The following is a 20986-nucleotide window of genomic DNA, read 5'->3' as shown; positions in this document are numbered from 1 at the left end:
CGGCGTCACTCGGCGACGCCCACCACCAGCCAGACGAACGCCGCGCCCCCGACCGTGCACAGCAGCGTCGGGCCGGCGGGGTGCCGGTGGTGGGCCTCGGGCAGGATCTCGGCGGCGGCCAGGTAGAGCAGCGCTCCGCCGAACAGTCCGAGGTAGCCGCCGAGCACCGGCTGCGGGACGGTCACCAGCAGGGTGCTCGCCGCGCCCACGACGGGGGCCACCGCGTCCGCGCACAGCATCGCGACCGCCCGGCGGCGGGCGTTGCCGTACAGGGTCGTGAGCGTGAAGGTGTTGAAGCCGTCCGCGAAGTCGTGGGCGATCACCGCGAACGCGACCGCCACGCCCATGCCCTCGCCGATCTGGAAGGCGGCGCCGATCGCCACGCCGTCCATGGCGCTGTGCGCGACCATCGCGGCGGCGGCCGTCAGGCCCACCTGCGGGGTGCGCGCGTGTTCGCCGGCGCCGTGTGCCGCGCGCCGCGCGGCCAGCAGCCGTTCCACCCCGTGGGCCAGCAGGAAGCCGGCCACGAACAGCAGCAGGGCGGCCGGGACGCCGTGCACCTCGGTGCCCGCCGCCGCGAGCGCCTCGGGGAGCAGGTCGAGGCCGACCACGCCCAGCATCAGGCCGCCGGCCAGGCCCAGCACGAGGTGACGGCGGTCCGTCACGCGCTGTGCCGTCCAGCCGCCCGCCAGCGTCATCAGGAACGCGCCCAGCGCGACGAAGACCGCCATGCGCCCTTGCTATCCGATCGGCCCGCGGTCGCGCACATCCGGCTGCGCGCGCGTTGACAGCCGCAGCACCCGCACGTTGACATCCCGTACGAGAGGACCCGAACCCATGGCCGAAGCCCCCGCCGGCAAGGTGACCTTCGTCGGTGCCGGCCCCGGCGCCGCCGATCTGCTGACGTTCCGTGCCGCGCGCGCCATCGCCGAGGCCGACGTCGTGATCTGGGCCGCGAGCCTGGTCCAGGCGGAGGTCCTCGACCACGCCCGCGAGGGCGCCGAGATCCTCGACTCGGCGACGATGTCGCTGGAGGACGTGGTGGCCGTGTACGAGCGGGCCCTCACCGAGGGGCTGAAGGTGGCCCGCGTCCACTCCGGCGACCCGGCCCTGTGGGGCGGTACGCAGGAGCAGCTGGACCGGTGTGCCGGGATCGGCATCGCGACCGAGGTCGTGCCCGGCGTCTCGGCGTTCTCCGCCGTGGCCGCGCTGGCCCGGCGGGAGCTGACCATCCCCGAGGTGGCGCAGTCCGTGGTGCTGACCCGGCTGGGCGGCGGCAAGACGCCGATGCCGCCCGGCGAGGAGGTGCGCGAGTTCGCCAAGCACGGCACCACCATGGCGATCTTCCTGTCGGCGGCGCGCAGCGGCCAGCTGGTGCGGGAGCTGCTGGAGGGCGGCTACCCGACGACCACGCCGGTCGTCGTCGCCCACCAGGCGACCTGGCCGGAGGAGCTGGTCGTCCGGTGCACGGTCGGCACACTGGAGGAGACGGTCAAGGAGCACAAGCTCTGGAAGCACACGCTGTTCCTGGTCGGCCCTGCCCTGGACGCGCACGGCACCCGCTCGCACCTGTACCACCCGGGGCACTTCCACGGGTACCGCAAGGCCGACCCGCAGGCCCGCAAGGAGCTGCGCGCGCGGGGTGCCCAGACGTGATCAGAGTGGTCGGCACGGGCACCGGGGCGCCCGTGCCGGAGGAGCTGACGGCCGACGCCGCGCTGGTCGTCGGCGGGCGGCGGCACCTGGACGCCGTGCGGCTGCCGGCGGGGGCCGAGCGGATCGTGCTCGGACCGCTGGCGCCCGCGCTGGACGCGATCGAGGCGTACGTCGACAAGGACCGGCCCGTGGTCGTGCTGGCCTCGGGCGATCCGGGGTTCCTGGGGATCGTGCGGGCGCTGGCCGAGCGGTTCGGGCCGCGGCGGCTGGACGTGCGGCCCGGGGTGTCGTCGGTGGCCGCCGCGTTCGCGCGGGCCGGGCTGCCCTGGGACGACGCGGTGGTGGTCAGCGCGCACGGGCGGCAGCCGCGTACGGCGGTGAACGTGTGCCGGGCGCACCCCAAGGTGGCCGTGCTGACCGGTCCGGGCGCCGGTCCGGCCGAGCTGGGCGCGGCGCTGCGGGACACCGGCCGGGTGCTGGTGGTCGCCTCCGCGCTGGGCGATCCGCGGCGGGAGCGGGTGGAACGGGTGACGCCCGCCGAGGCGGCGGCGCGGGACTGGGGCACGGCGGTGAGCGTCGTGCTGTGCCTGGACCCGGGCCGGGCGGTGGACGCGGTGCGCACGGTGGCCGGTCCGGCGCCGGGGCCGGCCGGATGGGCCCTGGCGGAGGACGCGTTCGCGCACCGCGACTCGATGATCACCAAGTTCGAGGTGCGGGCGCTGGCCCTGGCCCGGCTGGGCCCCCGGCTCGGCGACCTGGTGTGGGACGTCGGCGCGGGCTCCGGCTCGGTGGCCGTGGAGTGCGCCCGGCTGGGCGCGGCGGCCGTCGCCGTGGAGAAGGCGGCGGACGGCGTGGCGCGGATCCGTGCCAACGCCGCCGCGCACGGCGTGGACGTGCGCGTGGTGCACGGGGCGGCGCCGGACGCGCTGGCGGAGCTGCCCGACGACCCCGACGCGGTGTTCGTGGGCGGGGGCGGGCGCGAGCTGCCCGCCGTCGTGGCCGCCTGCGCGCGCCGCGCCCGGCGCACGGTGGTCGTCGCGATGGCCGCGCTCGACCGGGTGCCCGCCGCCCGCGCGGCCCTGACGAGCGCGGGGCTGGAGTGCGACGGGGTGCTGTTGCAGTCGTCCCGGCTCGCGCCGCTGCCCGGGGACGTGACCCGGCTCGCGGCGACCAATCCGGTTTTCCTGCTGTGGGGCGTGCGGCCCCCGGCCCGTTGTGAAGGAGTTGCCCAGTGATCGGCCTCATTTCCGCCACCGCGGCGGGGGCTGCGGCGCGGGACCGGCTGGCCGCGGTGTGGCCGGACCGCACGCGCGTGTACGACGGACCCGTGGCGGACGCCGTGCGGCGGGCGTTCGCCGAGTGCGAGCAGCTGGTGTGCTTCCTGGCGACCGGTGCGGTCGTCCGGCTGGTCGCGCCGCTGCTGGCGGACAAGACGGCCGACCCGGGCGTGGTCTGCGTCGACGAGGCCGGCCGGTACGCCGTGGCGCTGACCGGCGGGCACGGCGGCGGCGCCAACGGCCTGGCCCGCGAGGTGGGTGCGGTGCTGGGCGCGGAGCCGGTGGTGACGACGGCGACGGACGCGGTCGGCATCGCCGGCCTGGACACGCTCGGGCTGCCGGTGGAGGGCGCGGTCGCGGCCGTGTCGCGGGCGCTGCTGGACGGGGAGCCGGTGGCGCTGCGCGCGGAGGTCGCCTGGCCGCTGCCGCCGCTGCCGGTCGCCGCGGAGGGCGCGTACACGGTCCGCGTCACGGACCGCCTCGCCGAGCCCGCCGCGCACGAGGTGGTGCTGCGGCCGCCGACGCTGGTGGTGGGGGTCGGTGCGTCCAAGGGGGCGCCCGAGGCGGAAGTACTCGGTGTGATCGAGAGCGCGCTGCGGGACGCGGGGCTGTCGGCGCGCAGCGTCGCCGAGCTGGCCACCGTGGACGCCAAGCGCGACGAGCCCGGCATCGTGGGCGCGGCCGCCCGGCTCGGGGTGCCGCTGGTGACGTACCCGGCCGAGGAGCTGGCCGCCGTCGGCGTGCCGAACCCGTCGGACGCGCCGCTGGCCGCCGTCGGCACCCCGTCGGTGGCGGAGGCCGCCGCGCTGGTCCGCGGCGGCGAACTCCTCGTGCCGAAGCGGAAGTCGGCGGCCAGCCCCGCGACGGCGACCTGCGCGGTCGTGCGGCGGCCGGGACGCGGGCGGCTCGCGGTGGTCGGGCTCGGGCCGGGCGCCCGCGACCTGCTCACCCCGCGCGCCAGGGCCGAGCTGGAGCGGGCGTCGGTGCTGGTCGGACTCGACCAGTACGTCGACCAGATCCGCGACCTGCTGCGCCCCGGCACCCGGATCGTGGAGTCCGGGCTGGGCGCGGAGGAGGAGCGGGCGCGGACCGCCGTCGAGGAGGCCCGGCGCGGGCAGGCGGTCGCGCTGATCGGCAGCGGCGACGCGGGCGTGTACGCCATGGCCTCCCCGGCGCTCGCCGAGGCGTCCGACGACATCGACGTGGTCGGCGTGCCCGGGGTGACGGCGGCGCTGGCGGCCGGGGCGATCCTCGGCGCGCCGCTCGGCCACGACCACGTCTCCATCAGCCTGTCCGACCTGCACACGCCGTGGGAGGTCATCGAGCGGCGGGTGCGGGCGGCGGCCGAGGCGGACCTCGTCGTCACCTTCTACAATCCGCGCAGCCGGGGCCGCGACTGGCAGCTGCCGAAGGCGCTGTCGGTCCTCGCCGGGCACCGGGACCCGGCCACTCCGGTCGGGGTCGTGCGCAACGCGTCGCGGCCGGACGAGTCCAGCCGGCTGACCACGCTGGGCGGGCTGGACCCGGCGACGGTCGACATGATGACGGTCGTGACGGTGGGCAACACCGCGACCCGGCAGATCGCGGGCCGTATGGTGACACCGCGCGGCTACCGCTGGCAGACGTCGCAGGAGGAGGCCCGGTGAACCGCGTGGTCCACCCCATCGAGCAGGAGTCCTTCCGGCGGCTGCGCGCCCGCCTGGACACCTCGCACTTCCCGCCGCTCACGCGGGCGGTGGTGGAGCGGGTGATCCACTCCGCCGCCGACCTCGACTACGCCACCGACCTGGTGACGGACGAGGCCGCGCTGGAGCAGGCGTGCGCCGCGCTGCACGCCGGGGCGCCCGTCGTCGTGGACGTGGAGATGGTCGCCGCCGGTATCACCCGGCGCGAGACCGTCTGCCGGCTGAAGGAGGCGCAGGCCGGTCCCGGCCTGACCCGGTCCGCGCACGCCGTGCGGCTGGCGTACGAGCAGGTCGGGCCGGGCGCGCTGTGGGTGATCGGCTGCGCGCCGACCGCCCTGGAGGAACTGCTCACGCTGGACGCCGACCCGGCGCTCGTCATCGGTCTGCCCGTCGGGTTCGTCGGCGCGGCCGAGTCCAAGGCCGCGTTGCGCGCCAGCGGGCTGCCCGCCGTCAGCAACGTGTCCGAGAAGGGCGGCTCGGCGGTCGCCGCCGCCGCGCTCAACGCGCTTCTGTACCACCCCGCTTCGTCCGCCGATTCGCTTCCCGAGGAGAAACCGTGACCACCCCGCCGCCCGCCCTGCTCATCGCCGGCCACGGCACCCGGGACGACGCCGGAGCCGAGGCGTTCCGCGACTTCGTGCGGGAGCTGGGGCGCCGCCACCCCGAACTGCCCGTCGCGGGCGGCTTCATCGAGCTGTCCCCGCCGCCGCTCGGCGAGGCCGTCGCCGAGCTGGTGGAGCGGGGCGTGCGCCGCTTCGCGGCCGTGCCGCTGATGCTGGTCTCCGCCGGGCACGCCAAGGGCGACATCCCGGCCGCGCTGGCCCGCGAGAAGGTGCGGCACCCCGGGATCTCGTACACCTACGGCCGCCCGCTCGGTCCGCACCCGGCGCTGCTGTCGGTGCTGGAGCGGCGGCTGGAGGAGGCGCTGGGCGCCGGGGGGCGCACCCCCGGGGACCGTGCCGACGTGACGGTGCTGCTGGTCGGGCGCGGGTCCACGGACCCGGACGCCAACGCCGAGGTGCACAAGGCGGCCCGGCTGCTGTGGGAGGGGCGCGGGTACGCCGGGGTGGAGACGGCGTACGTGTCGCTGGCGGCGCCGGACGTGCCGAGCGGGCTGGACCGGTGCCTGCGGCTGGGCGCGCGGCGGATCGTCGTGCTGCCCTACTTCCTGTTCACCGGCATCCTGCCGGACCGGGTGCGCCAGCAGACCGAGGGCTGGGCGGCCGCGCACCCGGAGGTCGAGGTGCGCTCGGCGGACGTCATCGGGCCGGAGCCGGAGCTGCTGGACCTGGTGATGGAGCGGTACGAGGAGGCCCTGAAGGGCGATCTGCGGATGAACTGCGACTCGTGCGTGTACCGCGTCGCGCTGCCCGGGTTCGAGGACAAGGTGGGCCTGCCGCAGCAGCCGCACCATCACCCCGACGACGACGGCCACCACCATGGGCACGGGCACGGGCATCACCACGCGCACTCCCATGCCCACTGACGCGCACGACCTGCGGCACCACGGGGACGCCGAGGTCCGCGACGACGGCGCGGCGCTCGTCGATCTCGCCGTGAACGTCCGCGCGGGCACGCCGCCGCCGTGGCTGCGGGAGGTGATCGCCGGTTCGCTGGGCGGGCTCGCCGCCTATCCGGACGGCCGGCGGGCCCGGGAGGCGGTGGCGGCGCGGCACGGGGTCGGCGCGGAGCGGGTGCTGCTGACGGCGGGCGCCGCCGAGGCGTTCGTGCTGCTGGCGCGAGCGCTGAAGGTGTGCCGACCGGTCGTGGTGCACCCGCAGTTCACCGAGCCGGAGGCCGCGCTGCGGGACGCCGGGCACACCGTCGGGCGGGTGCTGCTGCGGGCGGAGGACGGCTTCCGGCTGGATCCGGCGGCCGTGCCGGAGGACGCCGACCTGGTGGTGATCGGCAACCCGACGAACCCCACGTCGGTGCTGCACCCGGCCGCCGACGTGGCGGGACTGGCACGCCCGGGGCGGACGCTGGTGGTGGACGAGGCGTTCATGGACGCCGTGCCGGGCGAGCGGGAGGCGCTGGCCGGGCGGACGGACGTCCCCGGGCTCGTGGTGCTGCGCAGCCTGACGAAGACCTGGGGCCTGGCCGGGCTGCGCGTCGGGTACGTCCTGGCGCACCCGGAGACCGTCGCGGAGCTGGCACGCGCCCAGCCGCTGTGGCCCGTCTGCACGCCCGCGCTGACCGCCGCGGAGGCCTGCGTGGCCCCGCGTGCCCTGGCGGAGGCGGCCCACGCCGCCCATCGCGTCGCCGCCGACCGGGCCCACCTCGTGGCCGGGCTGGCCCGGATCGCCGGGGTGCGGGTCGTGGAGCCGGCCGCGGGCCCCTTCGTCCTCGTCCGGCTGCCGCGCGCGGCCGCGGTCCGCCGGCGGCTGCGGGACCTGGGGTTCGCGGTCCGCCGCGGGGACACCTTCCCGGGGCTGGGCGAGGACTGGCTGCGGCTGGCGGTACGGGACCGGGCGACGACGGACGCCTTCCTGCACGCACTGGAGACGGCGGCGACACCGGGCGGCGATCCGGCGGGGCGCTCCGCCGGGTGACCGATCCGGCGGACTGCCGATCCCGCCGACCGCCCGCGGCGACGGGCTGACCGGGGCCGACCGGTCGAGCGGGTGCAGGGCTGGGCTGACCCGGCGGGCATCCGCCGCGGTCGGGCTGACCCGGCCGGCGGGGCGCTGATCCGCCAGGGGCTGATCCGGCGGGCTGACCGACCAGGCAGTGGCGCGACGACCGGACCGCCCCGGCGGCAGCTGATCCACCCCACCCTGGGTCTCCGCGCACGCGTTCGATTCACCGGGCTCCGACGGGCGGCGCGCCACGAGCGCTCCTATGCTGAGGTGAAGGGCCGGCGGCCCACGTCGCGGGCCTCTCCTCGTACTGCCGTACTGCCGGGAGGAGCCCATGACGCGCTCGTGCGGACGACTGCGCAGGGGGGCCGTGATCGCGGCGGCGGTGGGGGCGCTCGTGGCACCGCCCGGCGGCGCGACGGCCCTCGGCGCCCCGCACCCCGTCCCGGCCACCGCCGGGCAGCCCTCCCCCTCCCCGGCGCCCTCGGACGACTTCCGCACCCTCACCCCCGAGGTGAAACGGCAGGTCGACGCCGCCGTGGAGAAGGTCATGCGCGAGGCGGACATCCCCGGCGTGACCGTGGGCATCTGGACCCCGGACAAGGGCAGCCACGTGCGGTCGTACGGCGTCGCCGACAAGGAGTCCGGCCGGCGGATGTCGCCGGACCTGTACATGCGGATCGGCAGCGAGACCAAGACCTTCACCGTGACGGCGCTGCTGAAGCTGGTCGACGAGGGCAAGGTCGGCCTCGACGACACGATCGGCGAGTACGTCGACGGCGTGCCCGACGGGGGCGAGATCACCCTGCGCCAGCTGGCCGGGATGCGCAGCGGGCTCTACAACTACTCCGAGGACGAGGATTTCTTCAAGGCGCTCACCTCGGACCCCCAGCGGCCCTTCACCCCGCGGGAACTGCTGGACTACGCCTTCGAGCACCCGGTGCTGTTCCAGCCCGGCGAGAAGTTCTCCTACTCCAACACCAACCTGATCCTGCTCGGCCTGGTCGTGGAGCAGGCCGGCGGCCGGCCGCTGCAGGACTACATCCGGGAGAACGTCACGGGACCGGCCGGCATGGACCGCACCCTGCTGGCGACGGACGCGGCGTTCCCCCGGCCGCACGCCCACGGGTACACGAACCAGACCGCGGACGGGAAGGTCGCCGACAGCACCGACTGGAACCCGTCCTGGGGCTGGGCGGCCGGCGCGATGATCTCCACGCTGGAGGACCTGCGCGTGTGGGCGCCCACCGTCGCCACCGGCGTCCTGCCCGACGGCACCACGCTGATCAGCCCGGCCACGCAGCGGCAGCGGCTCGACACGCCGCCCACCTCCGTCCCCGGCGCCGGGTACGGGCTCGGCATCTTCGACGTCCAGGGCTGGATCGGGCACAACGGCTCACTGCCGGGCTACGAGTCCCTCACCGTCTACCTGCCGTCGGCCCGGGCCACCCTGGTCGTCCTGCTGAACACCGACATCGGCCGGGGGCAGGAGGAGCCCAGCACGCTCCTCGGCGACGCCGTCACGCGGATCGTGAGCCCGGAGCACGTGTACAACCTGCCGGCGCAGCCGGCGGCCCGCTGACCGTCCGACGCGGCCGCCTCGGCCGACGCGGGAGCCTCGGCCAGCGCGGGAGCCTCGGCCGGCGCGGGAGCCTCAGCCCACGACCCGCCCGTTCAGCACCACCCGCTCCGGCGCCGCCAGTACCCGTACGTCCGTCCGCGGGTCCGTCCGGTACACCACCAGGTCGGCCGGTGCCCCCTCGTCCAGGCCGGGACGGCCCAGCCAGTCCCGGGCCGCCCAGGCCGTCGCCGACAGGGCCCGCAGCGGCGGGATGCCGGCGGTGACCAGTTCCGCCACCTCCGCCGCGGCCAGGCCGTGCGCCAGCGAGCCGCCCGCGTCCGTGCCGACGTACACCGGGATCCCGGCGTCGTAGGCGTCGCGGACGGTGTCGTAGCGCCGCTCGTGGAGCCGGCGCATATGGGCCGACCAGCGGGGGAACCTGGCCTCGCCGCCGTCGGCCAGCCGGGGAAAGGTGGCGATGTTGACGAGGGTCGGCACGATCGCGACGCCGCGCGCGGCGAAGAGGGGGATCAGGTCGTCCGTGAGGCCGGTGGCGTGCTCGACGCAGTCGATGCCCGCCTCGACCAGGTCCCGCAGGGAGTCCTCGGCGAAGCAGTGCGCGGTCACGCGGGCGCCCAGGCGGTGGGCCTCGGCGATCGCCGCCTCGGCCGCCTGCCTGGGCCAGCAGGCCGACAGGTCGCCGAGGTCGCGGTCGATCCAGTCGCCGACCAGCTTGACCCAGCCGTCGCCGCGGCGGGCCTCCCGGGCGACGTGGGCGACCAGGTCCTCCGGCTCGATCTCGTGGGCGTAGTTGCGGATGTAGCGGCGGGTGCGGGCGATGTGCCGGCCGGCCCGGATGATCTTCGGCAGGTCCTCGCGGTCGTCGATCCAGCGGGTGTCCGAGGGCGAACCGGCGTCGCGGATCAGCAGGGTGCCGGCGTCCCGGTCGGTGAGGGCCTGCTTCTCGGCGACGTCCTGCGGGACCGCGCCGTGCGCGTCGAGGCCCACGTGGCAGTGCGCGTCGACCAGACCGGGCAGGGCCCAGCCCCGGAGGGTCCGCACGTCGCGGGCGCCCACGGGGCGGGCGTAGGAGATCCGCCCGTCGATCACCCACAGCTCGTCGCGGACGTCCTCGGGACCCACGAGGACGCGGCCCCGCACATGCAGCACTTCGCTCATGCACCGCACCCTAACTCCGCCCGCCGGCCCGGCTCCCGCCCGCCGGCCCGACGGGCCACCGCGCGCGACCGTCGACCGGCGCCGTCCTCCTCCACGTCCGCCGTGGCCGGGTCGAGGAGCCGGGACAGCACGTGGCGCGTGCGCTCGTGCCGCGGGCGCGCGATCACCCGCTCGGGACCGCCGTCCTCCAGTTCGGCACGGCCAGGAAGTGACAGCTGCCGACCGGTTCGCGGCGCTGCCGGGTCCCACCACGGCGCCCGCCGAAGCGCCGGAAGACCACGACGGCCACCGTTGCTGCGTGAGCCATGGTGGTGCAGGAGCAGCCCTGCTCAGGCGCTGGGGTCCTAGATCCGCCGGTGACCGGGGTCGCCCGCCGCCGGGCCGCCCTCCAGTATCGGGCGCCGGCGCAGTTGTACGGCATTCAGCATGTGCGCACCCAGGGGGTCGGATTCCAGGTGGGGATGGGCGTCGATGCGCAGGCGGTGCCCGTCATGGGTGATCACGTGGTAGGCGAGCACCTTGCCGCCGAAAGGATGGGCTCGGTGGGCCTGTCGTGAGAGCACTAGGCGGTCGACGTCGTCCCAGGTCACGGCGCGCGGGCGGCCGTAAGAGGTGTACACGAGTCCGCTCGCGTACAGATGCGTGCGAACGAAGCCTTTGGGCATTCTCCACAACAGGACCGGAAGCGCGATGATCACCAGGACGAGCGCCGTGAGCAGACAGAGCACCACGGTGGTCGCCAGCTTCTGGAGGCCGGGGATGTCGGTCCCGGTCTTGCTGAGTACCCAGTTCACGCCCCACAGGGCTCCCACGATCACAGCGCCGATGCTCACCGTGCCAGCCACGATCTCCAGCGGGCTGGTGTTCTTGCGGGTGAGGACGTGCTCGCCCAGCGAACGCTCGGCGGCCAGGCGGGTGACGCGTGCCGACGGGGCGTATCCCTTCATCTGCACGGCATCGGGGAACCGCTTGATGACGGCGACACCCAGGACCGAGGCGCCCAGGCCCGCGAGGAGGACGGTGACGGCGGACGAGGCCGGGGTGTCGCCGAAGATCAGCACTCCCAGGCCGTAGAGCATCGTCGCCAGGCCGCCGAAGACCACCAGCAACATCAGGCAGCCCCAGTTCAACAGGGACCCGGGCTCGGAGTGTTGCTGCGGTTCATCTGTCATAGTGTCCCCCAGGAGGCGTGGTTGGCGACGCCGAATCTAGCCCTTTCGAAAGGGCTCCTCACTTCAGCCCTGTCTCTGAGCAGTCCGCCTTGTCCTTGCTCGTGCCGATCTGGGAGCAGGTGCCGTCCCTGAGGACCGTGTCCTATTCGGGCCTGGTCGGCGACCGCCTCGGCCGCCAACCAGCCGGATCCGCCGGCCTTCTCGACGACGCACCGTTCATCCTGCACCCCGGCGCGTTCGTCCTGGCGTCCACCTACGAACGAGTCCGGCTGCCCCGGGACCTGGCAGCCCCGCTGGAGCGCAAGTCATCGCTCGGCCAGCTCGGGCTGGTCACCCACTCCACGGCCGGCTTCATCGGCCCCGGCTTCGAGGGGCACGTCACGCTGGAGCTGTCGAACCTGGCCACCCCTGCCGATCAAGCTGTGGCCGGGTATGAAGGTCGGGCAGCCGGCTGTCTTCCGGATGAGCGGCCCGGCCCAGTTCCCATAGGATCCATGGAGCGCGGCTCGCGCTATCAGGGGCAGCGGGGGCCGACCCCCTCCCGGTCCTGGCAGGGCTTGCACCAGACGACGCTGCCGGCGCACTGATCTGGCGGCTGCCTGAACGCAGCGATGGCCCCCACCGGCGTGGGGGCCGTCATCGGTCTACCTACAGGTCAGTGACGGCTTGACCACCACATGACGATGAGGCTGACGGCGCCGCTTCCGACTCCGAACGACATGCCTCTGATCATCTGGTGCTTCACGGCGCGCCCTAGCCGGCGACGCCACTGCCGCACATAACGCCGGCCCCTGTGACCGCAGAGCCCGCGGGCCGTCCTCGTCCCGCCTCTGCCGCACGAGCGACGAGCCGCCAGCCCCTACGACTCCACGAGTTCAGCCTCGGTAGGCTCGTCCGAGTCGATCCCGTGACCGAAGAGAGCACCGCCGTGACCCATCCCTTCCTGGACCTGGCCCCGTTGAGCGCCGCGCACTTCGCCGCCATCGAGGACCGGGTGGCCCGGCTGCTGGACACCCGGCAGGACGTCGTGATCATGCAGGGCGAGGCGCTGCTGCCGCTGGAGGGCGTGATCCGGGCCGCCGCGGGTCCGGGGACGGTGGCGCTGAACGTGATCACGGGACCGTACGGGCAGACCTTCGGCGACTGGCTGCGGGACTGCGGCGCGACGGTGCACGACCTGGCCGTCCCGTTCCACACGGCGGTCACGGCCGCGCAGGTCCGCGAGACCTTCGCCGAGCACCCGGAGATCGACTTCGTGTCACTGGTGCACGCCGAGGCGGCCACGGGCAACACCAACCCGGTCGCGGAGATCGGTGCGGCGGTACGGGCGCAGGGCGCCCTGTTCTCCCTGGACGCCGTCGCCTCGGTGGGCGCCGAGCCGGTGCTGCCGGACGCGTGGGGCGTGGACCTGTGCGTGATCGGGGCGCAGAAGGCGATGGGCGGGCCCGCCGGGGTGTCGGCGGTGTCGGTGAGCGAGCGGGCGTGGGCCCGGATGGCGGCGAACCCGCGGGCACCGCGCCGCTCGTACCTGTCACTCCTCGACTGGAAGGAGCGCTGGGTGGACGCGGGCCGCAAGGCCCTGCTGCACGCGCCCGCCCAGCTGGAGATGCTGGCGCTGGAGGCGTGCGTGGAGCGCATCGAGGCGGAGGGCCCGGCGACGGTGATGGCCCGCCACGCGTCCGCCGCGGCGGCCACCCGCGCGGGGGCGCTCGCGCTGGGCGGGGGCCTGCGGCCGTACGTCCACGCGGCCGCGGACGCGGCACCGGTGGCGACGACCCTGCGCACGCCGCCCGGCGTGGTGGCCTCGGAGCTGGTCGCCCGCGCCCTCGCCTCCGACCCCACGCTGCCGCTGGCGGCGGGCGGCGGCGCCCTGGCCCGCGAGATGGTCCGGGTCAACCACTACGGCCCGGACGCCACCCCGCGCGCGGTGCAGGCGAGCCTGGCGGCTCTGGGGGCGGCCCTGTCCGAGCGGGGAGCACAGCCCGTGGACCTGGAGGCGGGCCGCCGGGCGGCGGAGCAGGCCTGGCGGTAGGGCGCGGGCCGGGCCGGCCGTGAGCGGCGGGGCGGCCCGTCCGGCGGGCCCGTCGCTCGGGCGGGGCGGCCCGTCCGGCGGGCCCGCCGGCTTCGCCCAGTGCGGCCGGCCCGACGGTCACCCTGAAACCCCCCGCATCCTCGCGCACGTGCCGACGGGGTGACCGGAACCTGAATTCGGCACAATTGCCAATTCCCCCCGATCGCTATTGTGCAATTCAATTCCCTGGGCTTCCCGTGTTCTTCTGCCCGCTTTTTTCGACCCTAAACGCAAAGATTTCGCGAACGTCGGGCGACCCGGTCCGGGCGGATTCCGTGAGGGTCACACGGCTGTGACGCGTTACACATCGCGCCCGTTACGCCCTTTTCTTCCTGGTCAATTCCGGACATTCCACTGCCATCTCACGCGATCACCCGCGCTCGCGCGATACCACACACGGCGGCCGCACGTAAGACCTTCCGGCCATGCATTTTCAATTCGCGATCGGTAAATTGAATTCGCATGACCGCCGCACAAGCAGACCTGCTCATAGACCGCCCGGCGGTGGCCGACGGGGCCACTTTCTGGCGGATCGCCAAGGAATCCGGAACCCTCGACCTGAACTCCGCTTACAGCTATCTGCTGTGGTGCCGCGACTTCGCCGGCACGTCGGCCGTGGCGCGGGCGGCCGACGGTGAGGCCGTCGGGTTCGTCACCGGGTACCTGCGGCCGGACCGCCCGGGGACGCTGCTCGTCTGGCAGGTGGCCGTGGACTCCACCCACCGCGGGCGCGGACTGGCGGCCCGGATGCTCGACGGGCTGACCGCACGCGTCGCCGCCGAGCACCGGCTGACCACCGTCGAGACCACCATCACCCCGGGCAACACCGCCTCCGAGCGGCTGTTCACCTCCTACGCCGCGCGCCACGGCGCCCGGGTCGAGCGCGAGGTGCTGTTCGGCACGGACCAGTTCCCGGACGGCCCGCACGACCCCGAGGTCCTCTACCGCATCGGCCCGCTGACCCGCCTGCCGCAGCCGACGGACTGACACCTCCGCCCGGCGCGCGGCTCTCGCCCGGGCCCCTTCCCGCCACCACCCCGCACACCGATCAGCCGCACAGAGGAGCGAATCCCCGTGACCATCACCCAGCCCGACCTCAGCGTCTTCGAAACCCTGGAGTCCGAGGTGCGCAGCTACTGCCGCGGCTGGCCCACCGTCTTCGACCGTGCGCGCGGCAGCCGCATGTACGACGAGGACGGCCACGAGTACCTCGACTTCTTCGCCGGCGCCGGCTCGCTGAACTACGGCCACAACAACCCGGTCCTCAAACGGGCCCTGCTCGACTATCTGGAGCGGGACGGCGTCACCCACGGTCTCGACATGTCGACCACCGCCAAGCGCGCCTTCCTGCGGACCTTCCAGGACCTGGTGCTGCGGCCGCGCGACCTGCCGTACAAGGTGATGTTCCCGGGCCCGACCGGCACCAACGCCGTCGAGTCCGCCCTGAAGCTGGCGCGGAAGGTGAAGGGACGCGAGGCGATCGTGTCGTTCACCAACGCCTTCCACGGCATGTCCCTGGGCTCGCTCGCCGTGACCGGCAACGCCTTCAAGCGCGCCGGGGCCGGCGTCCCGCTGGTGCACGGCACGCCGATGCCGTTCGACAACTACTTCGACGGCAAGGTCCCGGACTTCCTGTGGTTCGAGCGCCTGCTGGAGGACCAGGGCTCCGGCCTGAACAAGCCCGCCGCCGTGATCGTGGAGACGGTCCAGGGCGAGGGCGGCATCAACGTGGCCCGCCCCGAGTGGCTGCGCGCGCTCGCCGGGCTGTGCGAGCGCCAGGACATGCTGCTGATCGTCGACGACATCCAGATGGGCTGCGGCCGCACCGGCGCCTTCTTCTCCTTCGAGGAGGCCGGCGTCGTCCCCGACATCGTCACCGTGTCGAAGTCCATCAGCGGCTACGGACTGCCCATGTCGCTGTGCCTGTTCAAGCCCGAGCTGGACGTGTGGGAGCCGGGCGAGCACAACGGCACCTTCCGCGGCAACAACCCCGCCTTCGTCACCGCCACCGCCGCCCTGGAGACGTACTGGACCGACGGCTCCGCGATGGAGAAGCAGACCCGGGCGCGCGGCGAGCAGGTCGAGCAGGCGCTGATCGCCGTCACCGAGGAGAACCTCGCGGACGTCAAGGAGTACCGGGGCCGCGGCCTGGTGTGGGGCCTGGAGTTCCACGACAAGCAGCGGGCCGAGCGGGTCGCCCGGCGCGCCTTCGAACTGGGGCTGCTCATCGAGACGTCCGGCCCCGAGAGCGAGGTCGTCAAGCTGCTGCCCGCGCTGACCATCACCCCCGAGGAACTCGACGAGGGCCTGCGCGTCCTCGCCCGCGCGGTCCGGGAGACCTCCCCGGCCGCCGCCTGAGGACCTCGCCACCACCCCGTCGCCTAGGAGGCACGCACCACCGTGATCGTTCGTTCGTTCAAGGACATCGAGGGCACCGACCGGCATGTGAAGGCCGCGTCCGGCACCTGGGAGAGCAAGCGCATCATCCTCGCCAAGGAGAAGGTCGGCTTCTCCCTGCACGAGACGATCCTCTACGCCGGCACGGAGACGACGATGTGGTACGCCCACCACATCGAGGCCGTGGTGTGCGTCGAGGGCGAGGCCGAGCTGATCGACCACGAGACCTCCCGGACGTACACCCTCACGCCCGGGACCATGTACCTCCTCGACGGCCACGAGCGGCACACGCTCCGCGCCAAGGAGGACTTCCGCTGCCTGTGCGTGTTCAACCCGCCGGTGACCGGACGGGAGGACCACGACGAGAACGGCGTCTATCCCCTGCTCACCGAACCCGAGGAGGTGTGACCGGGCATGACCACCGCCACCGTCACCGATCTCTACCCCACCCGCGGCACCGCCGAGGTGTCCACCCCCCGCCAGGACCCCGTCCTGTGGGGCGCGCCCGGCACGCCGGGCCCGATCGGCGTCGCCGGTCTCCAGGCGTACGAGCGGGACGGCTTCCTCGCCGTCGAGGAGCTCATCACCGAGGACGAGGTCGCCGTCTACCGGCAGGAACTCGACCGGCTGATCGACGACCCGGCGATCCGGGCCGACGAACGGTCGGTCGTCGAGCCGCGGTCCCAGGAGATCCGGTCCGTCTTCGAGGTGCACCGGATCAGCGAGGTGTTCGCCGCGCTGGTGCGTGACGAGCGGGTCGTCGGACGGGCGCGGCAGATCCTCGGCTCGGACGTGTACGTCCACCAGTCGCGGATCAACGTCAAGCCCGGGTTCGGCGCCAGTGGCTTCTACTGGCACTCCGACTTCGAGACCTGGCACGCCGAGGACGGGCTGCCCCGCATGCGCACGGTGTCGGTCTCGATCGCGCTGACCGAGAACCACGACACCAACGGCGGACTGATGATCATGCCGGGGTCGCACCGGACGTTCCTCGGGTGCGCGGGGGCCACGCCGAAGGACAACTACAAGAAGTCGCTGCAGATGCAGGACGCGGGCACGCCCTCGGACGAGGCGCTGACGAAGATGGCCTCGGAGTACGGCATCAAGCTGTTCACCGGCAAGGCGGGTTCGGCGACCTGGTTCGACTGCAACTGCATGCACGGTTCGGGTGACAACATCACGCCGTTCCCGCGCAGCAACGTCTTCATCGTGTTCAACAGCGTGGAGAACGAGGCGGTCGAGCCGTTCTCCGCACCGGTGCGCCGGCCGTCGTTCATCGGCGCGCGCGACTTCACCCCGGTCCGGTGAGCCGCAGCCGCTGAGCCGGGACGCGGAGCCCGGGCCCCCGTGCGCAGGGCCCGGGCTCCGGCCGTGCGGCGGGTCAGCCGGACAGGACGTCGAGGAGGCGGTCCACGTCGGCGGGCGTGTTGTAGAGGTGGAACGAGGCCCGCAGACGGCCCGCCCGCTCGGAGACCTGGACGCCCGCCCGGGCCAGTTCGGACTGCCGGTGCCCGAGTCCCGGCACGGAGACGATCGGGGAGCCGGGTGCGGGGACGGGTTCGCGGCCCAGCCCGCGCAGCCCGGCGCGGAAGCGGTCGGCGAGGGCCAGGTCGTGGGCGTGCACGGCGTCCACGCCGATCTCCTCGATCAGTTCCAGTGAGCGGCGCAGCCCGGCGTAGCTGAACAGGGCCGGGGTGAGGTCGAAGCGCCGGGCGGAGTGGGCGAGTTCGGTGACCGGGCCGTAGCAGCTGTTCATCGGGACCTCGCCGGCGACCCAGCCCGCCAGCACCGGCGTCAGCCCCCCGAAGTCCTCCGGCAGCACGAGGAAGGCCGCCCCGTGCGGGCCGAGCAGCCACTTGTAGCAGGTGACGGCGGTGAAGTCGTAGAGGCTCGCGTCCATCGGCAGCCAGCCGGCCGCCTGGGAGAAGTCGAGGTACGTGCGGGCCCCGTGCTCCCGGGCGGCCTCGCGCAGGGCGGGCAGGTCGGCGACGCGTCCGTCGGCGGACTGCGCGGCGCTCACCGCGACCAGCGCGGTGTCCGGGCGGACGGCCTCGGCGAGGCGCTCCAGCGGCACGGCCCGCACCTTGAGGTCGCCGCGCACGTGGAAGGGGTTGAGGACGGAGGTGAAGTCGTCCTCGGCGGTGAGGACTTCGGCGCCCGCGGGGAGCGCGGCGGCGATCACGCCGGTGTGCGCGGCGACCGAGGAACCCGCCGCCACCCGGGCGGCCGGCACGCCGGCCAGCCGGGCGAACGCGGCGCGAGCGGCCTCGACGTCGTCGAACAGCGGGTCCAGGGGGCCGCCGTCGACCCGCAGCCGCACCGCCTCGTGGAGCGCGGTCACGGTGCGGGCCGGCAGCAGCCCGTTGCTCGCGGTGTTCAGATAGGTGTTCTGCGGGGCGAACTCGGCACGGACCAGACTCTCGAAGGTCTCCATGGATCCACTCTGCGGCCCGCCGGATGCCCCCGTCCATTGCGCGTTTCTTCGTGGATTCCCCAAGCGATGCTTATGCACCCTGCCCCAGCTGGGCTTTCACCGCCCCGGTTCCACCGCGCACCCGTCCGGGCCGCACGCGTCCGCGGCACCGTCCGCGACCGGCGTCAGGGGCGCGCGCTCGCCCCAGGCCTGGGTCAGCGCCCGCTCGAACACCTCGGCGGGCTGGGCGCCGGACACGCCGTACTTCCGGTCGAGTACGAAGAACGGCACCCCGGTGGCCCCGAGCTGTGCCGCCTCGCGCTCGTCGGCGCGGACCTCGTCGGCGTACGCCCGCGGGTCGGCGAGCACCGCGCGCACGGCGGCCTCGTCGAGCCCGGCGCCGACGGCGATCCCCACCAGCCGCTCGTCGTCGTTGAAGACGGACCGCTCCTCGGCGAAGTTCGCCCGGTACAGCCGCTGGACGAGCTCGTCCTGGCGCCCGTGCTCCTTGGCGAGGTGGAGCAGCCGGTGCATGTCGAAGGTGCTGCCGTGGTCACGGCCGCGCGTGCGGTACGCCAGCCCCTCGGCGGCGGCCCGGGTGCCCAGGTCGTCCTCACCGGCCTGCGCCTGCGCCTCGCTCATGCCGTACTTCTTGGTGAGCACCGTCAGCACGGGCTGGACGTCGTCCTTGGCCCGGCCGGGGTCGAGTTCGAAGGACCGGTGCACCACCTCGACCGCGTCACGGTGCGGGAAGGCCGCCAGCGCCCTCTCGAAGCGGGCCTTGCCCACGTAGCACCAGGGGCACCCATGGACCAAGGGAACCAGACCGCCCCTGACCTGCGGAAACGTGGATTCTGAGCTTTCCACTCACTCACAGGGTTCCGGAGGCGGACCACCCTTGGCGAATGGACAGCGATGGAGCGGGAAGACCTGCCCAACCTGCGTGCACTGGGCTTCGAGGACGACGAACTCAAGGCGCTGGGACTCTGGGAACCAGTTACCGGCAGCCCTGCCGAACTGGCAGAGATGTACGTCCGGCGGAGCAAGAAGAAAGACACCCTTAGCTCACTGCGGGAACAGGTGCGCCGGATGTGCGGGCACGCTACCTACGAGGGAAAGCGAATCCGGCACGTCTGGTTTGAACAGAAGAGCGCCAGCAAGGCATACGTCCGGCGTGAGGAATTCGAGAAGGCCACAGCGGCTATTACTGACGCCGGGCTCTCGAAGACTCTGTATGTCTTCAAGACCAGCCGCCTTTCACGTCGGGGCATGGGTCAGGTTGGCCTCTTGCTGGACAAGTTCGAAGAGCGCATGGCGCGAATCTTCGTAGTCGCTGAAAACCTTGACTCCACCAAATCACGCATGGTGCTTGCCATTCTCAGCGAACAGGCACGGGAGCAAGCGAGCGACATTGCCGAATTTACGAAGATCGGCATTGACGGCAACAAGGCTGACGGACGCTGGACCGGCGGAGTAACGCCTTTTGGCCTCTACTCTCCCAAGGGTTCCGGCAAGCTAGCGCGCCACCCAACGGAGTACCCCATTGCGCGCCGCATCGCCGAATACCTTCTGGACCGAAAGACGCCCAACTGGATCGCAGAGAAGCTGAACAGTGAGGGAATCCCTACGCGTCACGGTAAGAAGTGGACCGGCCCGGGGATCATCAGTCTTGCCCATTCCGTTGCATGGGCCGGACTGGTCGTGAAGCGGGAAAAGATGCTGGACGAACACGGCAACGACACCGGCAAATACCACCGTGGCGGAAGCCCTTTGCTGGACAAGAAGGGACACCCAATCTCGTGCGGTGAGGGCGTGGTGACCTTCGCTGAGCACGTAAAGATCAACGCCATTTTGGCCGAACGCGCACAGCCGGGCACAAGCATTGGCGACCGCACGCGCGGGAAGCGGGAAATCGTTGCCCTTCTTTCCGGCACTCTGCGCTGTGGACTCTGCAACGGCCCCATGGCGAACGGCGGAGTGAATTACCGCTGTTACGCACGCCAGACGGAAGGGGCATCCTCCTGCAAGGGTGTCTCTACTGAGCGCACCCGCGTTGATTCGGCTGTAGAGATCATGTGGCTTAACCACGTGCTCAGGCTTAGGCCGGACTCCCCCACCGTTCTGGCCATTGCCCGTGACTGGCTTTCCTACCAGGACCCGGAGCGCGACGCACGAAAGGCTCACGTCAACGCTGCATTGGAGTCAGCAGTTGGCCGGGAAATGAAGCTGCAAAAAGAGTTCTTCGTCTCGGGCCGCATGGACGAAGACGCGTATGACCGCCTACGGGGACAGGTGGCCGCTCAGATTGCAGAGCTGAAAGCAGAGTTGGCGGAACTGTCACAGGAAGCTGACCTGACGCCGCTGATGGACCCGGAGTCACTTGCCGCCCTTTGGCAGGGTGCCGGAATCGGCGGACAGCGCGCGCTACTCAAGGCAGCCGCAAAGGGCATCACGCTGCTTCCGTCGAAATACCGGGGTGACCGCACGCCGATCCTTGACCGGCTGGTTCCCGAATGGCGGGACGACAGGGCGAACCCGGCGGAAGACGCCGCATGGGACAAGTGGGAAGAGCGCCGCACTCAAGCGGCTGTCTGAGTCAAAGAACCGAAATGGCACCAGGACCGGCCGGAATCTTGGCGGACGCTGACCGGGCCTGGTGTCCCTCTCTCAAGGGAAGGCACCAGGATATGACAGGCGCAGAGCGCGCACAGTGGCAGGCAGAACAGGACGCCGAAGACGCCGCATGGGAGCGCCAGTTGGAGTGGCGGCAGATCACGCGGAAGCTGGAAGCCCTGTACGGCGCTGTGAGGGCCGGGGACGACTCCGCCTATACCAGGCAGCGCATAGGGCGACTGGAAGCCTTGCAGGCGGCACTACAGGGCTTCCCTGAGGCACTGGCAGGCTGAGCCCCGGCAGGCACCCGCCTGAGCCCGTTCTAGCCCCAAGGCCGTGAAGTTTGCGGTGGGGTGGGGTCGTCAAGTGGGTGAGACGAGCAA

The 20986-nt window shown here is 72.9% G+C and carries 18 protein-coding genes and 2 pseudogenes; 14 read left to right on the top strand and 6 right to left on the bottom strand.

The window, feature by feature from the left end:
* Window positions 1–5: 5 nt before the first annotated feature.
* A complete protein-coding gene (locus tag ACFF45_RS28205) occupies window positions 6–731 on the bottom strand; it encodes a ZIP family metal transporter (RefSeq protein ID WP_381349434.1) in 726 nt (241 codons plus the stop codon).
* Between the two features lie 106 nt (window positions 732–837).
* On the opposite strand from ACFF45_RS28205, the gene cobM reads away from it, so the two are divergent.
* From cobM to ACFF45_RS28170, 7 genes are all read left to right on the top strand, one after another.
* The gene (cobM, locus tag ACFF45_RS28200; protein WP_381349432.1) at window positions 838–1656 is read left to right on the top strand and encodes a precorrin-4 C(11)-methyltransferase; all 819 of its coding nucleotides are present in this window, start codon (window positions 838–840) and stop codon (window positions 1654–1656) included.
* Window positions 1653–2891: a precorrin-6y C5,15-methyltransferase (decarboxylating) subunit CbiE gene (cbiE, locus tag ACFF45_RS28195; RefSeq protein ID WP_381349430.1), complete on the top strand. Its 1239-nt coding sequence runs from the start codon at window positions 1653–1655 to the stop codon at window positions 2889–2891. Before cobM ends, cbiE begins: the two co-directional genes overlap by 4 nt.
* Window positions 2888–4579, top strand: a complete 1692-nt coding sequence (gene cobJ / locus ACFF45_RS28190) for a precorrin-3B C(17)-methyltransferase (RefSeq protein ID WP_381349429.1) — start codon at window positions 2888–2890, stop codon at window positions 4577–4579. Before cbiE ends, cobJ begins: the two co-directional genes overlap by 4 nt.
* Window positions 4576–5178, top strand: a complete 603-nt coding sequence (locus ACFF45_RS28185; protein WP_381349428.1) for a precorrin-8X methylmutase — start codon at window positions 4576–4578, stop codon at window positions 5176–5178. Before cobJ ends, ACFF45_RS28185 begins: the two co-directional genes overlap by 4 nt.
* The gene (locus tag ACFF45_RS28180) at window positions 5175–6104 is read left to right on the top strand and encodes a sirohydrochlorin chelatase (RefSeq protein ID WP_381349426.1); all 930 of its coding nucleotides are present in this window, start codon (window positions 5175–5177) and stop codon (window positions 6102–6104) included. Before ACFF45_RS28185 ends, ACFF45_RS28180 begins: the two co-directional genes overlap by 4 nt.
* Window positions 6094–7170: an Rv2231c family histidinol phosphate aminotransferase CobC gene (gene cobC / locus ACFF45_RS28175; protein WP_381349425.1), complete on the top strand. Its 1077-nt coding sequence runs from the start codon at window positions 6094–6096 to the stop codon at window positions 7168–7170. Before ACFF45_RS28180 ends, cobC begins: the two co-directional genes overlap by 11 nt.
* Before the next feature lie 361 nt (window positions 7171–7531).
* A complete protein-coding gene (locus tag ACFF45_RS28170) occupies window positions 7532–8779 on the top strand; it encodes a serine hydrolase domain-containing protein (protein ID WP_381349424.1) in 1248 nt (415 codons plus the stop codon).
* 72 nt (window positions 8780–8851) lie between these two features.
* On the opposite strand, the gene ACFF45_RS28165 is transcribed toward ACFF45_RS28170, so the two are convergent.
* The 3 genes and pseudogenes from ACFF45_RS28165 to ACFF45_RS28155 form a co-directional block, all read right to left on the bottom strand.
* Entirely contained in the window at window positions 8852–9937 is a 1086-nt protein-coding gene (locus ACFF45_RS28165; protein WP_381349423.1) for an amidohydrolase family protein, read from the bottom strand.
* A pseudogene (locus ACFF45_RS28160) lies at window positions 9934–10131 on the bottom strand (hypothetical protein); the annotation flags it as partial. The pseudogene ACFF45_RS28160 and the gene ACFF45_RS28165, both read right to left, overlap by 4 nt.
* Window positions 10132–10281: 150 nt before the next feature.
* On the bottom strand, window positions 10282–11109 hold the full coding sequence (locus ACFF45_RS28155) for a DUF6585 family protein (protein ID WP_381349421.1): 828 nt from the start codon (window positions 11107–11109) through the stop codon (window positions 10282–10284).
* A 17-nt stretch (window positions 11110–11126) separates the two neighbouring features.
* Here ACFF45_RS28155 and dcd point away from each other — a divergent pair.
* The 6 genes and pseudogenes from dcd to thpD all read left to right on the top strand — a co-directional run bounded on the left by dcd (window position 11127) and on the right by thpD (window position 16885).
* Window positions 11127–11696, top strand: a pseudogene (dcd, locus tag ACFF45_RS28150) (dCTP deaminase).
* 341 nt (window positions 11697–12037) lie between these two features.
* Entirely contained in the window at window positions 12038–13141 is a 1104-nt protein-coding gene (locus ACFF45_RS28145) for an aminotransferase class V-fold PLP-dependent enzyme (protein WP_381349460.1), read from the top strand.
* A 501-nt stretch (window positions 13142–13642) separates the two neighbouring features.
* Window positions 13643–14167 (top strand): diaminobutyrate acetyltransferase, encoded by a 525-nt coding sequence (ectA, locus tag ACFF45_RS28140; RefSeq protein ID WP_381349419.1) that lies wholly within the window; start codon window positions 13643–13645, stop codon window positions 14165–14167.
* 87 nt (window positions 14168–14254) lie between these two features.
* Window positions 14255–15538, top strand: coding sequence for a diaminobutyrate--2-oxoglutarate transaminase (gene ectB, locus ACFF45_RS28135; RefSeq protein WP_381349417.1), 1284 nt, complete (start codon window positions 14255–14257; stop codon window positions 15536–15538).
* A 42-nt stretch (window positions 15539–15580) separates the two neighbouring features.
* Window positions 15581–15985: an ectoine synthase gene (locus ACFF45_RS28130; protein WP_381349415.1), complete on the top strand. Its 405-nt coding sequence runs from the start codon at window positions 15581–15583 to the stop codon at window positions 15983–15985.
* Between the two features lie 6 nt (window positions 15986–15991).
* Complete coding sequence (thpD, locus tag ACFF45_RS28125) at window positions 15992–16885, top strand: ectoine hydroxylase (RefSeq protein ID WP_381349414.1); 894 nt, start codon at window positions 15992–15994, stop codon at window positions 16883–16885.
* Between the two features lie 73 nt (window positions 16886–16958).
* On the opposite strand, the gene ACFF45_RS28120 is transcribed toward thpD, so the two are convergent.
* Window positions 16959–18011, bottom strand: a complete 1053-nt coding sequence (locus ACFF45_RS28120) for an aminotransferase class V-fold PLP-dependent enzyme (protein ID WP_381349413.1) — start codon at window positions 18009–18011, stop codon at window positions 16959–16961.
* Between the two features lie 96 nt (window positions 18012–18107).
* Window positions 18108–18815, bottom strand: coding sequence for a DsbA family oxidoreductase (locus ACFF45_RS28115; protein ID WP_381349458.1), 708 nt, complete (start codon window positions 18813–18815; stop codon window positions 18108–18110).
* 90 nt (window positions 18816–18905) lie between these two features.
* Here ACFF45_RS28115 and ACFF45_RS28110 point away from each other — a divergent pair, with 90 nt between their 5' ends.
* Window positions 18906–20585 carry a recombinase family protein gene (locus ACFF45_RS28110; protein ID WP_381349412.1) on the top strand — a complete coding sequence of 560 codons (1680 nt, stop codon included), beginning with the start codon at window positions 18906–18908 and terminating at the stop codon, window positions 20583–20585.
* Window positions 20586–20986 lie beyond the last annotated feature (401 nt).

This window comes from Streptomyces cinereospinus, from assembly GCF_042430725.1.
Taxonomy (GTDB): Bacteria; Actinomycetota; Actinomycetes; order Streptomycetales; family Streptomycetaceae; genus Streptomyces; species Streptomyces cinereospinus.
The sequence above is the reverse complement of the archived record's forward strand: the minus strand, read 5'-3'. Positions and strand labels throughout refer to the sequence as shown.

Excerpts from the sequence above, each read along its gene's own strand:
- thpD (WP_381349414.1), top strand. The coding sequence starts at position 15,992 with ATGACCACCGCCACCGTCACCGATCTCTACCCCACCCGCGGCACCGCC.
- ACFF45_RS28120 (WP_381349413.1), bottom strand. The coding sequence starts at position 18,011 with ATGGAGACCTTCGAGAGTCTGGTCCGTGCCGAGTTCGCCCCGCAGAAC.
- cobC (WP_381349425.1), top strand. The coding sequence starts at position 6,094 with ATGCCCACTGACGCGCACGACCTGCGGCACCACGGGGACGCCGAGGTC.
- ACFF45_RS28165 (WP_381349423.1), bottom strand. The coding sequence starts at position 9,937 with ATGAGCGAAGTGCTGCATGTGCGGGGCCGCGTCCTCGTGGGTCCCGAG.
- ACFF45_RS28205 (WP_381349434.1), bottom strand. The coding sequence starts at position 731 with ATGGCGGTCTTCGTCGCGCTGGGCGCGTTCCTGATGACGCTGGCGGGC.
- ACFF45_RS28170 (WP_381349424.1), top strand. The coding sequence starts at position 7,532 with ATGACGCGCTCGTGCGGACGACTGCGCAGGGGGGCCGTGATCGCGGCG.
- ACFF45_RS28155 (WP_381349421.1), bottom strand. The coding sequence starts at position 11,109 with ATGACAGATGAACCGCAGCAACACTCCGAGCCCGGGTCCCTGTTGAAC.
- ectA (WP_381349419.1), top strand. The coding sequence starts at position 13,643 with ATGACCGCCGCACAAGCAGACCTGCTCATAGACCGCCCGGCGGTGGCC.
- ACFF45_RS28110 (WP_381349412.1), top strand. The coding sequence starts at position 18,906 with ATGGAGCGGGAAGACCTGCCCAACCTGCGTGCACTGGGCTTCGAGGAC.
- cobM (WP_381349432.1), top strand. The coding sequence starts at position 838 with ATGGCCGAAGCCCCCGCCGGCAAGGTGACCTTCGTCGGTGCCGGCCCC.